We start from the raw sequence: 16,769 nt of genomic DNA, 5'->3' as shown, positions 1-16,769 counted from the left end.
AGAAGGAAGCGCGTGAGGCCGAGCAGACGCCGGGTGATCATCAACACCGATGCCAAGAACGAGGCGGACGACCAGTTCGCGATCGTGCACGGACTGCTGTCGCCGACGTTCGACGTCCGCGGCCTGATCCCCGCGCACTTCGGCACCCGCCGGTCGGACCGGAGCATGGAGGACTCCCGCGCGGAGATCGACCTGCTGCTGGACCTGATGGACCTGACCGGCCAGGTGACCGTCGCGAACGGCGCGCCGACCGGCATCCCGGACGAGCAGACCCCGGTCGACTCGCCCGGTGCGCGGCTGATCATCGAGGAGTCGAAGCTCGCGTCGAAGGACGACCCGCTGTTCGTCGCGTTCCTCGGCCCGCTCACCGACATGGCGTCGGCGATCCTGCTCGACCCGGAGCTCGTGCACCGGGACGTGATCGTGATCTGGATCGGCGGTCGTGGGTACGGCGGTCTCGCGCCGGGCTGGCCCGGGATCGAGTTCAACCTGTCGAACGACATCCACGCGGCCAACGTGGTGTTCGGTTCCGGGATCACCGTCTGGCAGGTGCCGAGCGACGTGTACAGCAAGGTGTCGGTCAGCTACGCCGAGCTCGACGAGAAGATCGGGGACGCGGGGCCGCTCGGCAAATACCTGATCGATCAGCTGCATGCGTGGAACGCGAAGTACCACCCGGAGCCGATCGAGTCCCGTTCCCTCGGTGACTCACCGGCGATCGCCTTGATGCTCTATCCGACCAGTGGCGCGATGCGGGTCCGTCCGGCGCCGCGCTTCGGGTCCGACGGCTGGTACCTACCCGGTACCAACAACCCGATCAGTGTCTGCGAACAGATCGACGTCCGGTTCCTGCTCGAGGACATGTTCGCCAAGATCCGCCGTTTCGCCCGGCAAAGGAGTCAGTCATGACAGGAAGTTCGTTCACCCGTCGAGGATTTCTCGGCCTGACGTCCGCCGCCGCGGTCGGTGTCGGTCTCAGCGCGTGCACCGGCGGTGGTACCGCCCCGGCGGGTAGTGGTGGCAACACCGGCGCAGCGTCGAACAACCTTCGCGTCTTCACCTACGAGGGTGACGAGACGATCGGTCTGTTCAAGGCGCAACTGAAGAAGTTCGACCAGCAGGCCGGTACGACGACAACGGTCGAGAGCCTCCCCGGATCAGGTGCTGCTGTGTACCCGGACAAGCTGCGGACCCAGTTGCTCGGCGGCAAAGGCCCGGATGTCTGGCGGATCTGGGGCGGCCAGATCGGCGCACCCTTCGTCAAGGCCAAGCAGGCGCTCGACTTGTCGCCGTACTACGACAAGTACGGGTGGGCCGACCGGATCAATCAGCAGGCGATCGACGGGATGACGTTCGAGGGAACCAAGGCCGGCATCCCGATGATGCTGCTCGGACTGGGTGCCTGGTACAACAAGTCGCTGTTCGCCAAGGCCGGGATCACTGCGACCCCGACGACGTACGCCGAGCTCGAGGCGGCGAACGACAAGCTCCTGGCGGTGGGTGTCACACCGGTCGGCCTGGCCGGAAAGTACGGCTGGAACATCATGCGCCTGTTCGAGTACCTGCTCGAGCACACCGCCGGACCGGAGCTGCACGACAAGCTGCTGGCGGGGGACGAGAGCTGGGACCGGCCGGAGGTCGTCGAGGCGTTCACGCTGTTCAAGAAGTGGCAGGACAAGAAGTGGATCGCCAACGGCGCCCTCGGTATGGACCCGGCCGACGTCGAGCCCGGGTACGTGCAGGGCAACTACGGCTACACGATCATCGGCCCCTGGACGGAGTCGGTCGCGATCCTGTCGGCCAAGAAGAACCCGGCCGGCTTCGGCAACTTCGAGCTGCCCACCGACCAGCAACCGGCCAGGCACTCGGGTTTCGTCGAGGGGTACATGATCAACGCGAAGTCGGGCAACCCGGACAAGGCTGCCGAGCTGCTGGACTTCCTGTCGAAACCGGAGACGCAGAAGGCACTCCAGAACACCGCGTCGAGCGTCAAGGGCGCCGAGCCCGACCCGAAGGCCCTCCCACTGTCGGCCGAGTGGGCGCAGAAGTACGGATCGCACCCCTTCTACACGATCCAGGACCAGGCGTTCCCGAAGAAGGAAGCCGACCAGTACTTCAGCGTGCAGAGCGATCTGCTGCAGGGCAAGCTGGCGCCGGACGCCGCGGCGAAGAAGATGCAAGAGGTCATCTCGGCCTGGGCGAAGAGCTGATCGGATGGCATCGACAGCCGCAGTGCCCAAGCTGAAACGCGGCGGCCGCTGGTCCCCGTGGTTGTTCGCGCTGCCCGCGCTCCTGGTGTACGTCGGGTTCCTGGTGTACCCGGCGGTGTCGTCGCTGTTCTTCAGCCTGACGAACTGGGACGGCCTCAGCGCGACGTACGACTTCGTCGGGCTGGAGAACTACTTCAAGCTGCCCAGCGATCCGGTCGTGGTGACCGCGGTCAAGAACAACCTGATCTGGACCGTCGTGACGATCGCCGTGCCGACCGTCGTCGGCCTGCTGCTGGCGATCGCGCTGAACGGCAAGGTGCACGGCAAGCCGATCCTGCGGCTGATCTTCTACACGCCCGCGGTGCTGCCGCTGGTGTCGATCGCGAGCATCTGGGGCTGGCTGTACAACCCGCAGTACGGCGCGATCAACTCGTTCCTGCGGCTGCTCGGGCTGGACGGGCTGGCGCAGGCGTGGCTCGGGCAGGACTCGACCGCGCTGTGGGCCGTGATGGTGCCGGCGATCTGGTTGCGCACCGGGTTCCCGATGCTGCTCTACCTGGCCGCGCTGCAGGGCATCCCGAACGAGCTGTACGAGGCCGCGACCGTCGACGGCGCGACGAGGTGGCAGCAGTTCTGGCACGTGACGATGCCGAGCCTGCGGCCCGCGCACTACATCGTGCTGGCGCTGTCGCTGATCGACTCGTTCAAGGTCTTCGACATGATCTACGCGATGACGTACGGCGGCCCCGGGACGTCGACGCAGGTGATGGGAACCTGGATGTACTTCAACGTCTTCCAGTACTACCAGGCCGGCTACGGCACCGCGATCGCCGTCGTGATCACGCTCGTCGCGATCGCCGTGGGCATCCCCTACGTCCGCTCCCAGACCCGGGAGGCCTCATGACCACCATCGCCCCCGCGCAGGTGACCACCCCCGCACAGACCGCCGCCGAACCCGTCAGTCCTGGGCCCAAGGGGCGCCGCGGTCTGGTGATGACCTTCACCCTGGCAGTGATAGCCCTCTTCTGGATCTCACCACTGGCGCTGCTGGTGATCACCGCCGTACGCCCGCTCTCGGACTTCATCGGCAACGGCCCGCTGTCCTGGCCCGACCAGCTCACCTGGTCGAACTTCAAGGACGCGTGGGGCATCGGCAACTTCGCCACGACGTACAAGAACAGCGCGATCCTGGCCGCGATCAAGGTGCCGCTCGGCGTGCTGATCTCGGCGATGCTCGGGTTCGCGCTGGCCAAGCTGCGGATGAAGTTCCGCCGGACGGTGATGTTCTCGGTGTTCCTCGGGCTGACGATCCCGATCTACATCACGATCGTGCCGGTCTTCATCATGATGCGCTCGGCCGGCGCGACCGACAGCATCTTCGGGCTGATCGGGCCGTACCTGGCGTTCGGCATCCCGTTCGAGGTGCTGGTGCTGCAGTCGTTCTTCCGGCAGATCCCGGACGAGATCATCGAGGCCGCGAAGGTCGACGGCGCCGGCGACTGGCGGGTGTTCTTCACGATGATCCTGCCGCTGTCGGTGCCGGCCCTGGTCACGGTGGCGATCCTGGACGCGGTCGCGACCTGGAACGAGTTCCTGTTCGCGCTGATCCTGCTGAGCTCGGACGCGCACAAGACCATCCCGGTCGGGCTGCTGAACTTCCAGGGCCAGTTCGCCAACAACAACACCGGTCTCGCGGCGGGCATCCTGATCGCCGTCGTGCCGATCCTCATCGCCTACACCCTCCTTCAGCGCTGGATCGTCGGCGGGCTCACCGCCGGCTCGCTGAAGGGCTGACACAGCTCCACACCGCCCCACACCAAGGAGAATCGAAACCATGACTGAGATGCCGGTCTTCGGCGCGGGTATCTGGCACTTCGCCACCTACAAGGACCGCTACGCCACCGACGGGTACGGCGAGCCGGTCGGGCTGCTCGAGCAGATCGACCGGGCCGGCGCCGTCGGCGACCTGTCCGTCGTCGACCTGAACTGGCCGTTCGCCGGGTACGACGGGACGCTCGACGAGGTGAAGGCCGCGCTGCAGCGGAACAACCTGAAGGCGATCGCGATCACGCCGGAGATCTACACCCGGGACTTCGTCAAGGGGTCGCTCACGAACCCCGACCCGAAGGTCCGGCAGCAGGCGCTCGAACTGCTGAACCAAGCAACCGAACTGGCGAAGGACCTGGGCTGTTCGTACGTGAAGCTGTGGCCCGGGCAGGACGGCTGGGACTACCCGTTCCAGGTCAACTACCACGACATCTGGAACCTGGCGCTCGACGGCCTGAAGGAGCTGGTGTCCGCGCACCCGGACATCAACTTCGTGATCGAGTACAAGCCGCGCGAGCCCCGGGTGAAGATCATCTTCCCGAACGTCGCCCGCACGCTGCTCGGCATCGAGAAGATCGGCCTGCCGAACCTCGGCATCCTGCTCGACTTCGGGCACTCGCTGTACGGCCAGGAGACGCCGGCCGACGCGGCGCAGCTGGCGATCGGCTACGGCCGGCTGTTCGCGATCGACGTGAACGACAACCTGCGCGGCTGGGACGACGACATGGTCGTCGGCTCGGTGCACCTCGTGGAGACATTCGAGTTCTTCCACACGCTGCGGAAGAACAACTGGGACGGCGTCTGGCAGCTCGACCAGTTCCCGTTCCGCGAGGACAGCGTCGAGGCGGCTAAGCAAGCGATCCGCTTCCTGAAGGCCGTGCACCACGCGCTCGACGTCCTCGACGAGGAGGCGCTGGCCGCCGCGCAGGCGTCGCACGACGCGTTGGCCGCGCAGAAGCTGGTCCAGAAGGTGCTGCTGAGTTCGATGGCGGAACTCGCATGACGCTGACTGTCGAGCACGCGACTCTTCCCGTGCTCGGCCGGCTGCCGATCCACAGCAGCCGCGCCGAGCAGATCGCGCACATCGCCGAGGCCGCCAAGCAGATCCGGATCCAGGACCTGAAGCTGGTCCACCACGCCGGCGCCGGGCACATCGGCGGCGACTTCTCCGCGATCGACATCCTCGCCACGCTGTACGGCGCGGTACTGCACATCACCCCGGAGACGGTGAACGACCCCGAGCGGGACCGGTTCATCCTCAGCAAGGGCCACGTCGCGGGCGCGCTCTACACCACGCTGGCGGCGTTCGGGTTCCTGCCGGTCGCGGAGCTCGCGACGTTCCTCAAGCCGCTGTCCGCGCTGAACGGGCACCCGAACCGGAACAAGGTGGCCGGCGTCGAGGCGAACACCGGTCCGCTCGGGCACGGGCTGCCGGTCGCGGTCGGGCACGCGCTGTCGGCCAAGCTGGACGTCTCGTTGCGTCGTACGTATGTGCTCGTCGGCGACGGGGAGCTGCAGGAGGGGTCGAACTGGGAGGCGATGATGGCCGCCTCGCAGTACCAGCTCGACCGGCTGACCGTGATCGTCGACCGGAACCGGCTGCAGCAGGGCGCGACCACCAAGGAGACCAACGACCTCGACCCGCTGCCGGAGAAGGCGGCCGCGTTCGGGTTCGCGGTCGTCGAGGTGAACGGTCACGACCACGGCGAGCTGCTCGACGTGCTGTCCGCCGTACCGTTCCGGCCGGGCAAGCCGACGTTCGTGATCGCGCACACGCACAAGGGGCACCCGATCTCGTTCATGAGCAACAACGTCGCCTGGCACCACCGGGTGCCGGACGCCGCGGAGTTCCAGCAGGCGCTGACCGAACTGGAGAGACCGCGTTTCACAGGGGAGCTGGTATGACGCTTGTGCACACCTCCATCGCCGAGCAGCCGCGGTACGACTGCCGGGACGCGTACGTCGAGACGCTCGCCGAGCTCGCGCACGCGGACCACCGGATCGTTGGCGTTGTCAACGACTCGGTCGGCTCGAGCAAGCTGAACAGCTTCCGCAAGGCGTTCCCGGACCGGCTGATCAACGTCGGGATCGCCGAGCAGGACATGGTCGGCGTCGCGTCCGGGCTGGCCAACGGCGGCCGGATCCCGTTCGTGTCGGCGGCGTCCTGCTTTCTGACCGGCCGGGCGCTGGAGCAGATCAAGGCAGACGTCGCGTACTCGAACACCAACGTGAAGCTCTGCGGGATGAGCCCGGGCGTCGCGTACGGCGAACTCGGGCCGACGCACCACTCGATCGAGGACATCGCGTGGCTGCGTGCGATCGCGAACATGACCGTGATCGTGCCCGCGGACCCGGTCGAGACCGCGGCGGCGCTGCGCTGGGCGGCCGCCTCGGAGGGACCGGTGTTCATCCGGGTCAGCCGGATGAGCGTGCCGAAGGTGTACTCCGACGACTACGAGTTCCAGCTGGGCAAGGCGATCACGGTCCGCGAAGGCGACGACGTGACCCTGATCAGCAACGGCACCGTGCTGTGGCGGGCACTCGCCGCCGCCGAACGGCTCGCCGAGGACGGGATCTCGGCGCGGGTGCTGTCGATGCCCACGGTGAAGCCGCTGGACACCGACGCCGTGGTCGCGGCCGCGCGGGAGACCGCCGGCATCGTCACCGCCGAGGAAGCGGTAGCCGGTGGCGGTCTCGGCGGTGCGGTCGCCGAGACCGTCGTACAGCAGCATCCGGCCCGGGTGTCGATCCTCGGGTTCCCCGAGTTCGCGCCCACGGGGTCGGCCGGCTACCTGCTGGACCGGTACGGCCTGTCCCCCGAGGGGATCGCGGACGCGGCCCGCAAGCTGGTCACGACAGGTAGCTGACCAGGTCGGCGATCGAGATCATCGCGAAGCCGTGGACGTCGGCGAACGTACGCAGGTCGGCGCCGGTCATCAGCGTGCCGTCGTCGTTCATCAGCTCGCCGATCACGCCGACCGGCGGCAGGCCGGCCAGCCGGACGAGTTCGACAGTGGCCTCGGTGTGACCGGGCCGCTGCCGGACTCCGCCGTCGACGGCGCGCAGCGGCAGGATGTGGCCGGGCCGGATCAGGTCCGCGGGCTGTGCCGAGGGATCGGCCAGCACGCGGACGGTCCGCGCCCGGTCCGCCGCGGAGATGCCGGTCCCGACGCCGGCCGCGGCGTCCACGGAGACCGTGTACGCCGTGCGGAGGTTGTCCTGGTTGTCGGGCACCATCAGCGGCAGTTCGAGCCGGTCCAGGATCTCCGCCGCGGCGGGCGCGCAGACGTACCCGCTGGTGTGGCGGACGAGCAGGGCCATCAGCTCGGGGGTGGCGAGACTGGCGGCGAACGTCAGGTCGCCCTCGTTCTCGCGGTCCTCGTCGTCGACGACCACGACCGGCCGACCGGCGGCGAGCTCGGCGACGGCGTGCGCGATGGTGTCCAGGCTGGTTGCTGTGTTCATGATCGTTGTCCTCTCGGCAGCGCACTCATGAGCACTCCGGGGCAACGACAAGCTCCACGACCCCACGGATGCGGGGACGCGGAACTGCCACGTGCGTCTTCCCATCCGGACTTTCACCGTCGGTCCCGGAGTTCCACCGGGTCAACCGCTCCTTCTCACGAAGTCACGGGTCGCGGACTGTCACCGCCGGCTCGGAATTTCACCGACCCCAGAGCACGTGTAGTTCTTCCAGCCTCAGCTTAACCGCTACCAGCCCCTCGGGAGTGTCATGTCCATCTCATCCGTCTGGCGCGAGACAGAGCTGCCCGCCACCGCCGACTGGATCGATTTCGAACACGAGACCGGCCTCCTGCTGAGGCGGCCCACCTTCGCCGACGGTGCGGGGGGCGGGGTGCGGAAGGTTCGCTTTGCGGCGCCTGTGGCTGGTCGCTGGCGGTGGACCAGTGGCGCCGCGGCGGGCGGGCAGGCAGTGCACGCCGAGTCGGGTGAGTTCGAGGTGGCCCCCGCGCCTGCGGACGAGGTCAATCCGTTCTACGCGCACGGGTTCTGGCGGATGTCGCCTGGCGGACGAAGCTTGGTGCATGCCGACGGGACGCCGGCGATCTTGGTCGCCGACACCGCGTGGGCGCTGCCGTGGCGCGCCACCCCCGACCAGGTGCGGGAGTACGCCGCCGACCGGCAGTCCAAGGGATTCAACGCAGTACTGCTGATGACGGTGCAACCGGACATGCGCGCGGTCGGCCCACGCGACCGGACCCAGGACGAAGGCTTCGACGTAGCCTTCGAAGACCTGCCCGACGGCCACCTGAACCAGTTGAACGTCGAATACTTCCAATACCTCGACGAACTGCTGCGGATCCTGGTCGAGCACGGCCTCGTCCCGGTCCTCCAGCCCGTGTTCCAAGGTTTCGGCTGGAAGGGCCTCGACGTCGCCGGCAGCGTCGTACCGCCGGACGAGTACGCCGCGTACTGCCGCTACCTGGTAGCCCGCTATGGCGCCCGCCCCGCGATCTACCTCGTCGGCGGTGACGGCTCCGGCGAAGAACCGCAGACGGCCGCCGGCGGCGCGGAGGTGCACGCGGCGGACTGCTACGGCCAGCCGACCGGCATCCACTACCGACCACACATCCGCGCGCACGCCCACCAGGACGCCGACTGGCTGGACTTCCAGTGGTGCCAGACCGGCCACACCGGCGAGCACGTACCGGAGCGGGTCGCGGACATGTGGCGGAACCACCCGGTGAAGGCCGTCGCGAACGGCGAACCGACGTACGAGCACACCGGCCGCACGGGCGTCGCCGAGGGCTGGTGGCAGGGCCACGAGGCGTGGAGCAACCTGTGCGCGGGCGGCACGATGGGTGTCGTGTACGGCGCCGGCAGCCTCTGGCAGTGGCGGCTGCATCCCGAGGAGCCGGGGCACTCCGAGTTCTTCCTGGCGCCCGGCGCGGGCTGGCGCGAGGCGGTCGGCTTCGAAGGATCGACGTACGTCGGGATGCTCGGGAAGATCCTCGACGGGCTGCCGACGACCGACATGGTTCCGGACTGGACCCGGGTGATCTCCGGGCGGGCGCTGACCGGTGCGGACGGGATGCTGATCGTGTACCGCGAGAACGGCGGGCCGGTGATGGTCTTCGACGAGACCGTGCCGCTCGCCTACACGATCGTCGACCCCCGCGACGGCGCCGTCGTCGCCACCGGGAAACGGGCCACCTGGAACGAGCCGATCCCGGACGCGGGTGGAGCGCCGCGGGTCTACCTCTGCGTCCCTGACCTATAGTCCGGTAGACCTGAAACGTCGTGAGGGGGTCGAGGTGAACGCGAACCGCGCGGTGCGCCGGCCGGGGCTGGACGAGCTGCGGCTGCTCGCGAAGGTGGCGCGGATGTACCACGAGAAGGGCATCCGGCAGCCGCAGATCGCCGCCGAGCTGAACCTGTCCCAGGCGCGGGTGTCGCGGATGCTGAAGCAGGCCGTCGAGGTCGGCATCGTGCACACCGTGGTGACGATGCCGAGCGGCGTGCACAGCGACCTCGAGGACGAGCTCCAGGGCCGGTACGGGCTGCGCGACGCGGTCGTCGTCGACACCGTCGGGGCCGGCGACGAGGTGCTGCCGGCGCTCGGCTCGGGCGCGGCGGCGTACCTGGACATGACACTCACCGGCGGCCACGTGGTCGGGATCTCGTCCTGGAGCGAGACGCTGATCAGCGCGGTCGACCGGATGCCGCGCAAGAGCGTGCCGGTGGTCGACAAGGTGGTGCAGATCGTCGGCGGCCTGGGTGACGCGGCGGTGCAGATGCAGGCCACCCGGTTGACCGCCCGGTTCGCCGAGCTGACCGGCGGGATGCCGGTCTATCTGCCCGCACCCGGCCTGGTCGGGACCCCCGCCGTCCGCCGGGCGATGATGAACGACGTGTCGGTCCGGGACGTTCTGGGCACCTGGGAACAGCTCACCGACGCCCTGGTCGGGATCGGCAGCCTCGAGCCCTCGCCGCTGCTGCAGCGCAGTGGGAACGCGGTCGCGGAGGCCGACCAGGACGAGCTGCGCCGGCTCGGTGCCGTCGGGGACGTGTGTTTCCGGTTCTTCGACGAAGAGGGAAAGCTTGTGCGCTCGACGTTCGACCAACGGGTCATCGGGGTGACGGCGAAGGAGTTGCTGGCGGTGCCCCGGCGGATCGGGGTCGCCGGCGGCGACCGCAAGTACTCCGCGATCCGGGCCGCGCTGCTCGGCGGCTGGGTGAACATCCTGATCACCGACCTCGCGATGGCGAACCGCCTCCTCGACGCGTAGATGGAACCTGACGAGCAGCGGGAGGTCTACGCCACCATCGACCTGGCCTTGCGGGTCGGTGAGGTGCTGCTGTCCAGCGGCGCCGGTACGGCGGACGCCACCGCGACGATCCTCGGTGTCACCGCGGCCGGCGGGCTGCGGGGGTGCGAGGTCGACATCACGTTCACGTCGATGGCGGTCTCGTACCAGGAGGCGCCGGACGTCGCGCCCGAGACGCACATCCGGCTGGTCCGCTACCGGTCGCAGGACTTCTCCCGGCTGACCGAGGTCGACCGTCTGGTACGACGTCTCGCCCGAGGCGACCTGACCCGCGAGGAGGCGTCGCGCGAGCTCGCGCGGATCACGTCCGCCGGTCCGCCGTACCCGCGGTGGACCGCGGTGCTCGCCTGGGGTGTGATGGCCGGCGGCGCGACGCTGCTGCTCGGTGGTGGTTGGCTGATCACGTCGCTGGCGGTGCTGACCGCGGTCGTGATCGACCTGAGCAACCGGTGGTTCAACCGGCAGCGACTGCCCGCGTTCTATCAGCAGGTCGCGGGTGCCTTCGTCGCGACGGCGGTGGCGCTGGTGCTGTACGCCGTGCACGCGCCGGTGAAACCGTCGCTGGTCGTTGCCGCCGGCATCATCATGCTGCTGGCCGGGATCGCCCTCACCGGTGCCGTCCAGGACGCGATCACCGGGTACTACGTGACCGCGGCGGCCCGAAGTCTCGAGGCGATGCTGCTCACCGGCGGCATCATCGCGGGCGTCTCGCTCGGCCTGGCGCTGGGCCTGAAACTCGGTCTCAACGTCGGTATCGAGCCGCAGGCGATCCAGCTGGCGGATCTGCCGGTGATGGTGATCTCCGGCGCCGTGATGGCGGTCGCGTTCGCGTACGCGTCGTACGCGCCGCTGCGGGCCCTGCTGCCGGTCGCGGTGATGGGCGCCCTGGCCTCGCTGGTCTTCACGCTGATGACCAGGGCGTCGTTCGGACCCGCGTGGTCCACGGCCGCCGCGGCGTTCGTCGTCGGACTGGGCGGGTACTCCGGCGGTCGGCGGACCGGCGTACCGCCGCTGGTCGTGGTCGTGGCGGGGTCGATCCCGCTGCTGCCGGGACTCACGATCTACAAGGGCCTCTACGAGTTGATGGCGCTCGGCAACCTGATCGGCATCGTCAGCCTCGCCACCGCGGTCGCGATCGGCGTCGCGCTCGCGTCGGGCCTGATCCTCGGCGAGTACGTCGCCCAGCCGATCCGCCGCGAAGCCCGCCGCCTCGAGGACCGCCTCGCCGGTCCCCGCCTCGTCGGGCCTCGCCGACCGGTACGGCGCCGCTCCCGGCCGCGCCGTACCTCGTCCCGCCGTCGTCGCCGCTCGGCCTAGACCGGGCCGACGCGCGGTCTCAGCGGATCTCCTCCAGTGCCACGTCGTCGAGCTGCAGCCAGACGTCCTGGCCGTGGCCGAAGAAGCCGCCGTACAGCTGGATCAACGACTCCCGGCCGGTGTCGAACTCGACCGAGACCTTCGTGTACTGCGGGTGCGCACCACCGGTTTGTTCCGCGATCGTGCGTCCCCGCAAGGTGCGGACGCCGAGCATCGTCTCGGAGTTGTTCTCCGCCGTTCGGATCCAAGCCGACAGGCGGTAGCGGTGATAGGGGCGTACGGCAACGGTCTGCTGGAGCTGGTGGCTGCCGATCGAACCGCGGACGTAGGCGTTGTTGGTGCCGCTGTGGGCGAGGTTCGCACGATCGATGCCGCCGGTGCCGCTGAGTTGCCACGGCGCGGACGGCGTACCGCTGGTCTGCGCCTCGAAGCCGGGATCGGTGACCAGGTTGGTGACCTGACCGTCGTCGGTGAGCTTCGTGCGCATCAGGAACACGTTGTACGGATCCCACTGCGACATCGTGAAGTACAGGTCGGACCCGGTGGACCAGGGATGGATGAACGCGCCGTACAGGCCCGGGTACTCGCTGCCCTTGACGACGACCTGCTCACCGCTCCACGGACCGGTGAGGCTCTCGGCCGAGCGCAGCACGACCGCGGCGCGGTGCTCGTCGAGGTACAGCATCAGCCACTTGCCGGTGTGCGCGTTCCACTGCACCGAGACCTCGCCGACCGGGCCGACCGCGATCGGTACCGCGGACGTCTCGAGCGGAGACCAGGTGCGGCCGTCCCAGTAGCGCCATGACTTCTTCTGCAGCACCTGCTGCTCGGGGACGCGGGCGAGGTACGCGTTGCCGAACCGGCCGTTCGGCGTACCGATCATGTAGACGTAGCCCTTGTCCTTGACCAGAGCAACCATCTGGAAGTTGTTGTCCCAGGCCTTGGTGTTCAGCCAGCGGGCGTTGGGGTCCTTGGTCCAGTTCTCGCCGTTGTCGTCGGAGTACGCGAAGCCGGAGTAGTTCGTGAACCAACTGCCGGCCGGGCCCCAGTAGTTGACCGACATGTACTGCACATACTGCCGGTTGCCGACCGCGATGCCACCGGTCGGGATCACGGTGTGCTCGTCGCGGTCGATCTTCTTGCAGGGCAGGAATTCCTTGGCGTGCCCGGGCCGGTCCTCGGCGGCGGAGTCGAGTGTCATCCCGTCGGCCAGGTTGCGGTCGTTGCTGCGGAACAGCAGGTTGCACCGCCAGTCGATGGTCGCCGGGTCGCCGGCGCCGCCACCCGGCCCGGTCCAGCCGGCGCCGTAGCTGTCGCCGAAGGCGGTCAGGATCTCGCCGGAGCCGTTGTCCCAGAGCACTCCGAGGTCGGTCGCCTTCAACGCGAACCGGGCCTCGGTGTCGTTGATCGACCCGGGACCGGTGAGCTTCGCGATGCGCTCGACGGGCGACGGTACGGCGGCCGCCTGGGCGGGTGGTGATTGGTCGGTCGGGATCACGGCCGCTCCGATCAGGGCGGGGAGGACGAGCAGCCATCGTTTCCGCATCACGGTCTCCTCGGGCGGGGTCAGAGAGCTGGTTTCAGAAATCGATTTCCGACAACGTTATCCGCGGCGGTCGGGACGGTCAACGGGCAGCGTGTGGTTTACTGCCGACTGGTGCGATTCCAGGTGTGACGGTTGGAACCTCTTCCAGGCCCGTCGGCTCCGCCCGCGGCGGAGTGACCCGGCACGACCGGGGCCACGCGGTGATACCCCGCTTCAGCTCGGACCCCGAGGTCCCTGGCCGTCTTCGAGTGCCGGAGCGAAGCATGTTCACAGGACGAATCGAGCACGTGGGGACCGTCGCGGGGGAGTCGGGCGACTTGCTGCGGGTGACCACGGACGTCGCCGTCGCGCCAGGAGGCGCGGTGTGCGTCGACGGGATCAGGTTCACCGCGGAGCCGGGGCCGCCCGGTGAGCTGCGCGTCGTGGTCACCGACGAGACGCGCCGGCGGACGACGTTCGACCGGATCGTGGCCGGTACGCCGATGCACGTCCAGCTCCCGGTGGCGATCGGCGACCGGATCGACGGGCACCTGATCCAGGGGCACGTCGAGGGTGTCGGCAAGGTGCTGCGGGTCGACGTGGAGCCGGCCGGGCACCGGGTCTGGATCAAGCCGCCGGAGCGGTTGCTGGCGCGCCTGGTGGCGAAGACGTCGGTCGCGATCGACGGGGTGAGCATCACGGTCGCCGAACTGCTGAAGGACCGGTTCTCGGTCGTCCTGGTGCCGAACACGCTGACGAAGACGAAGCTCGGCTCGCTGGAGGTCGGCGCCCGGGTGAACCTCGAGAGCGACCTGCTGGTGCGGATGGCGCGGGACAAGCACGGCCCCGAGCTGATGCGGGCGGTGGCGCGGTTGCCGTGGGCGGGACAGCTCAGCGGCGAGACCGGCGTCCAGAAGATCGTTGCGCAGATTGCGGCCGGTGGTGGCGTGGTGGTCTGGGACCCGACGGCCGAGGGCGAGGGTGACGTGGTGTTCGCGGCCGAGCGTTTCCGGCCCGAGGCCATGCGTTTCCTGCTCACCCAGGCGTGCGGTCACACCACGATCCCGGCCGATGCCGACGTGCTGCGCAGGCTCCGGATCGACCCGATCCCCGGCGCGGGTGACCGGCAGGGGACCGCGATGCATGTGCCGATCGACCTCGCGGCGAACCCGGGTACCGGCGTGTCCGCGGCGGAACGGGCCGCGACGATCCGCCGGCTGGCCGCGCCGGACGCGGTACCCGAGGATTTCCTGCGGCCGGGACACGTGTTCCCGCTCGCGGCGCGGCCGGGGCTGCTCGCCGAGCGCCGCGGCCACACCGAGGCCACGGTCGCGTTGTGCAAGGCGGCCGGTCTCGCGCCGGTCGGCGTGTGCTGCGAGGTGATGCGCTTCGACGGCGTGATGGCCGGGGCCGCGGACCTGGAGCAGTTCGCGCTCCGCTGGGAGCTGCCGATGATCGACATCCACGACCTGGCCCGCTGGCTGTGAACGGCGCCTCGCTGTACGACGATCCGGACTTCCTCGACGGCTACCGCAGGCTGCGCAGCTCAGGGGCCGCGCTCAACGAACCGCTGGAGATCCCAGCGATGAACGCGGCACTCCCGCCGGTGGCTGGTGCGCGCGTCGTGGATCTCGGTTGTGGTGAAGGCGAGCTGGCCGTGCGGCTCGCGGAAGCCGGAGCAGCCGAGGTGCTGGCCGTCGACGCCTCCGAACAGATGCTCGCCGCCGCAACGGCGCATCCCCGCGTGCGCTACCAGCGCGCCGACCTGGCGAGGTTCGACGTACCGGCCGGCTCCGCGGACCTGGTCGTCAGCAGCATGGCCTTGCACTACGTCGAGGAATTCGCGGAGCTGGTGGCGCGGGTCGCGCGTTGGCTCTCACCGGGTGGTGCCTTCGTGTTCACGATCGAGCATCCGGTGCTGACGGCACCACTGGTCGCGGCGGACTGCGTGGTCGACGACTACGCCGCCGAGGGTCGCCGCGAGCGGACGTGGATCGTCGACAGCGTGATCAAGTATCACCGGACCATCGGCTCGATCGTCGCGACACTGCACCGTCATGGCTTCCGGCTGGAACGCCTCGACGAGCCGCTGCCGACACCCGAAGAAGTCGCGGCCAACCCGGCGCTCGCGATCCACCGGCGTCGCCCGCCGATCCTGCTGATCGCCGCCCGTGCGTTAGAGTTACTGACTGGAAACATCGGCGAGGAGGATCGACGTGGCACTGGGTAGGACGTCCCCGCGGGACCTGCCGTTGTTCGCGGATCTGTCCGGACGCGACATCCGGGACATCTTCCGCGCCGGCGAGGAGGTCTCGGTTCCGGCCGGCTGGTCGCTGATCCTGGAGCAGACGCCGCCGGACGCGGCGTACCTGATCCTCAGCGGTACGGCGGTCGTGCGCGAGAAGGGCCAGGAGATCGCCGAGCTCGGACCGGGCGACATCGCCGGCGAGGTCGCGGTTCGGAAGAACACGTTGCGGACGGCAACCGTCACCGCGCGGTCCCGGCTGCAGCTGCTGCACTTCACCCGGGAGAAGTTCGACGACCTGACCCGGCGGCTGCCCGCGTTCCGGGACGCCATCGACGCCACCATCGCCGAGCGCCGCGGTGGTTCCTGACCCTGGGGCGGAGCTCGCCGGGCTGCAGCGCGAGTTCGAGCGGACCCTGCTCGGCGGGGAGCGGAAGTTCACCCGGGTGCAGGTGTCGGAGCGGGCCGGGATCTCCAGCGAACGCGCCGAGCGGATGTGGCACGCGCTCGGGTTCGCGACCGTGCCGGACGACGAGGTGGCGTTCACCGACGGCGACGTCGAGGCGCTGCGGCTGGTCGCGGCGCTCGAGGACGACGGGTTCATCGAGCCGGAGATGGAGTCCTCGCTGGCCCGTAAGCTCGGGCAGACCCAGTCCCGGCTGGCGTCCTGGCAATCGGCGATGTTCCTGGAGTTCCTCGGCGGCTCGAAGCTGTCCGCGGACGAGGCGATCGAGGTCGCCGGGTTGTTGCTGCCGGCCATGGAACGCTTGCAGACCTACGTCTGGCGCCGGCACCTGGCCGCCGCGGCCGGGCGCGCGATGGCCGGGTCGGACGAGCTCGCCCGGGGTGTCCGGGCGGTCGGGTTCGCGGATATCGTCAGCTACACCCGGATGACCCGGCGGCTGACCGAGAGCGAGCTCGGCGAACTGATCGAGCGCTTCGAGGGCACGGCTGCCGACGTGGTCGCGCTGAACGGCGGCCGGGTGATCAAGTCGATGGGCGACGAGGTGCTGTTCGTCGCCGACACCGCCGCCGAGGGCGCCGCGGTCGCGCTGGCGCTGCAGGACGCGGTGACCGCCGACGAGGACCTGCCCGAGCTGCGGATCGGGCTCGCGTACGGCACGATCCTGATCCGGCTGGGCGACGTGTACGGCGAGGTGGTCAACCTGGCCGCCCGGCTCACCACGGAGTGCAAGCCCGGTCGGGTCCTCGCCGACCGCGAACTCGCCGCCGCGCTCGACGGTCATCCGTCGTACGCCGTCCACCGCCTCCGCCGGGTCGCGGTCCGCGGCTACCGGCATCTGGTCCCGTATGCGATCCAGCACGCCCGCTGACTTAGAGGGCGTCTGGGACGC

16 protein-coding genes and 1 riboswitch are annotated in these 16,769 nt (G+C 69.2%); of the genes, 14 read left to right on the top strand and 2 right to left on the bottom strand.

Annotation, left to right across the window (positions count from 1 at the left end; genetic code table 11):
* Positions 1 to 12 precede the first annotated feature (12 nt).
* From ABN611_RS10420 to ABN611_RS10390, 7 genes are read left to right on the top strand one after another with little or no spacing between them, the layout of a single operon-like run.
* The gene (locus tag ABN611_RS10420) at positions 13 to 909 is read left to right on the top strand and encodes a nucleoside hydrolase (protein WP_350279610.1); all 897 of its coding nucleotides are present in this window, start codon (positions 13 to 15) and stop codon (positions 907 to 909) included.
* Positions 906 to 2,210 carry an extracellular solute-binding protein gene (locus tag ABN611_RS10415; protein WP_350279609.1) on the top strand — a complete coding sequence of 435 codons (1,305 nt, stop codon included), beginning with the start codon at positions 906 to 908 and terminating at the stop codon, positions 2,208 to 2,210. The genes ABN611_RS10420 and ABN611_RS10415 overlap by 4 nt, the downstream gene beginning before the upstream one ends.
* Before the next feature lie 4 nt (positions 2,211 to 2,214).
* Positions 2,215 to 3,114, top strand: a complete 900-nt coding sequence (locus ABN611_RS10410; RefSeq protein ID WP_350279608.1) for a sugar ABC transporter permease — start codon at positions 2,215 to 2,217, stop codon at positions 3,112 to 3,114.
* Positions 3,111 to 4,004, top strand: coding sequence for a carbohydrate ABC transporter permease (locus ABN611_RS10405; protein ID WP_350279607.1), 894 nt, complete (start codon positions 3,111 to 3,113; stop codon positions 4,002 to 4,004). The genes ABN611_RS10410 and ABN611_RS10405 overlap by 4 nt, the downstream gene beginning before the upstream one ends.
* Positions 4,005 to 4,044: 40 nt before the next feature.
* Positions 4,045 to 5,040 carry a TIM barrel protein gene (locus ABN611_RS10400; RefSeq protein WP_350279606.1) on the top strand — a complete coding sequence of 332 codons (996 nt, stop codon included), beginning with the start codon at positions 4,045 to 4,047 and terminating at the stop codon, positions 5,038 to 5,040.
* On the top strand, positions 5,037 to 5,942 hold the full coding sequence (locus tag ABN611_RS10395) for a transketolase (protein WP_350279605.1): 906 nt from the start codon (positions 5,037 to 5,039) through the stop codon (positions 5,940 to 5,942). The genes ABN611_RS10400 and ABN611_RS10395 overlap by 4 nt, the downstream gene beginning before the upstream one ends.
* Positions 5,939 to 6,904 (top strand): transketolase C-terminal domain-containing protein, encoded by a 966-nt coding sequence (locus ABN611_RS10390; RefSeq protein WP_350279604.1) that lies wholly within the window; start codon positions 5,939 to 5,941, stop codon positions 6,902 to 6,904. Before ABN611_RS10395 ends, ABN611_RS10390 begins: the two co-directional genes overlap by 4 nt.
* Here ABN611_RS10390 and ribB read toward each other — a convergent pair.
* Positions 6,888 to 7,502: a 3,4-dihydroxy-2-butanone-4-phosphate synthase gene (gene ribB, locus ABN611_RS10385; protein WP_350279603.1), complete on the bottom strand. Its 615-nt coding sequence runs from the start codon at positions 7,500 to 7,502 to the stop codon at positions 6,888 to 6,890. The two genes, ABN611_RS10390 and ribB, sit on opposite strands and share 17 nt — an antisense overlap.
* Before the next feature lie 87 nt (positions 7,503 to 7,589).
* Positions 7,590 to 7,723, bottom strand: a riboswitch (FMN riboswitch).
* A 47-nt stretch (positions 7,724 to 7,770) separates the two neighbouring features.
* On the opposite strand from ribB, the gene ABN611_RS10380 reads away from it, so the two are divergent.
* The 3 genes from ABN611_RS10380 to ABN611_RS10370 are packed head-to-tail and all read left to right on the top strand — an operon-like array spanning position 7,771 to position 11,644.
* On the top strand, positions 7,771 to 9,279 hold the full coding sequence (locus tag ABN611_RS10380) for a DUF4038 domain-containing protein (protein WP_350279602.1): 1,509 nt from the start codon (positions 7,771 to 7,773) through the stop codon (positions 9,277 to 9,279).
* Between the two features lie 34 nt (positions 9,280 to 9,313).
* The gene (locus ABN611_RS10375) at positions 9,314 to 10,288 is read left to right on the top strand and encodes a sugar-binding transcriptional regulator (protein ID WP_350279601.1); all 975 of its coding nucleotides are present in this window, start codon (positions 9,314 to 9,316) and stop codon (positions 10,286 to 10,288) included.
* Complete coding sequence (locus ABN611_RS10370) at positions 10,289 to 11,644, top strand: threonine/serine exporter family protein (RefSeq protein ID WP_350279600.1); 1,356 nt, start codon at positions 10,289 to 10,291, stop codon at positions 11,642 to 11,644.
* Between the two features lie 19 nt (positions 11,645 to 11,663).
* Here ABN611_RS10370 and ABN611_RS10365 read toward each other — a convergent pair whose 3' ends face one another.
* Positions 11,664 to 13,190 (bottom strand): DUF4185 domain-containing protein, encoded by a 1,527-nt coding sequence (locus ABN611_RS10365; protein ID WP_350279599.1) that lies wholly within the window; start codon positions 13,188 to 13,190, stop codon positions 11,664 to 11,666.
* Positions 13,191 to 13,453: 263 nt separating this feature from the next.
* Between ABN611_RS10365 and ABN611_RS10360 the strand changes: the two genes are divergently transcribed.
* From ABN611_RS10360 to ABN611_RS10345, 4 genes are read left to right on the top strand one after another with little or no spacing between them, the layout of a single operon-like run.
* Entirely contained in the window at positions 13,454 to 14,656 is a 1,203-nt protein-coding gene (locus ABN611_RS10360; RefSeq protein WP_350279598.1) for a 3,4-dihydroxy-2-butanone-4-phosphate synthase, read from the top strand.
* Positions 14,653 to 15,399 carry a methyltransferase domain-containing protein gene (locus tag ABN611_RS10355; protein WP_350279597.1) on the top strand — a complete coding sequence of 249 codons (747 nt, stop codon included), beginning with the start codon at positions 14,653 to 14,655 and terminating at the stop codon, positions 15,397 to 15,399. The genes ABN611_RS10360 and ABN611_RS10355 overlap by 4 nt, the downstream gene beginning before the upstream one ends.
* Positions 15,386 to 15,784, top strand: a complete 399-nt coding sequence (locus ABN611_RS10350) for a cyclic nucleotide-binding domain-containing protein (protein WP_350279596.1) — start codon at positions 15,386 to 15,388, stop codon at positions 15,782 to 15,784. The genes ABN611_RS10355 and ABN611_RS10350 overlap by 14 nt, the downstream gene beginning before the upstream one ends.
* Entirely contained in the window at positions 15,774 to 16,748 is a 975-nt protein-coding gene (locus ABN611_RS10345) for an adenylate/guanylate cyclase domain-containing protein (RefSeq protein ID WP_350279595.1), read from the top strand. The genes ABN611_RS10350 and ABN611_RS10345 overlap by 11 nt, the downstream gene beginning before the upstream one ends.
* Positions 16,749 to 16,769 lie beyond the last annotated feature (21 nt).

It is taken from the genome of Kribbella sp. HUAS MG21, from assembly GCF_040254265.1.
Classification (GTDB): Bacteria; Actinomycetota; Actinomycetes; order Propionibacteriales; family Kribbellaceae; genus Kribbella.
Note: the sequence above shows the minus strand (reverse complement) of the source record. Positions and strands in the feature narration are given on the sequence as shown.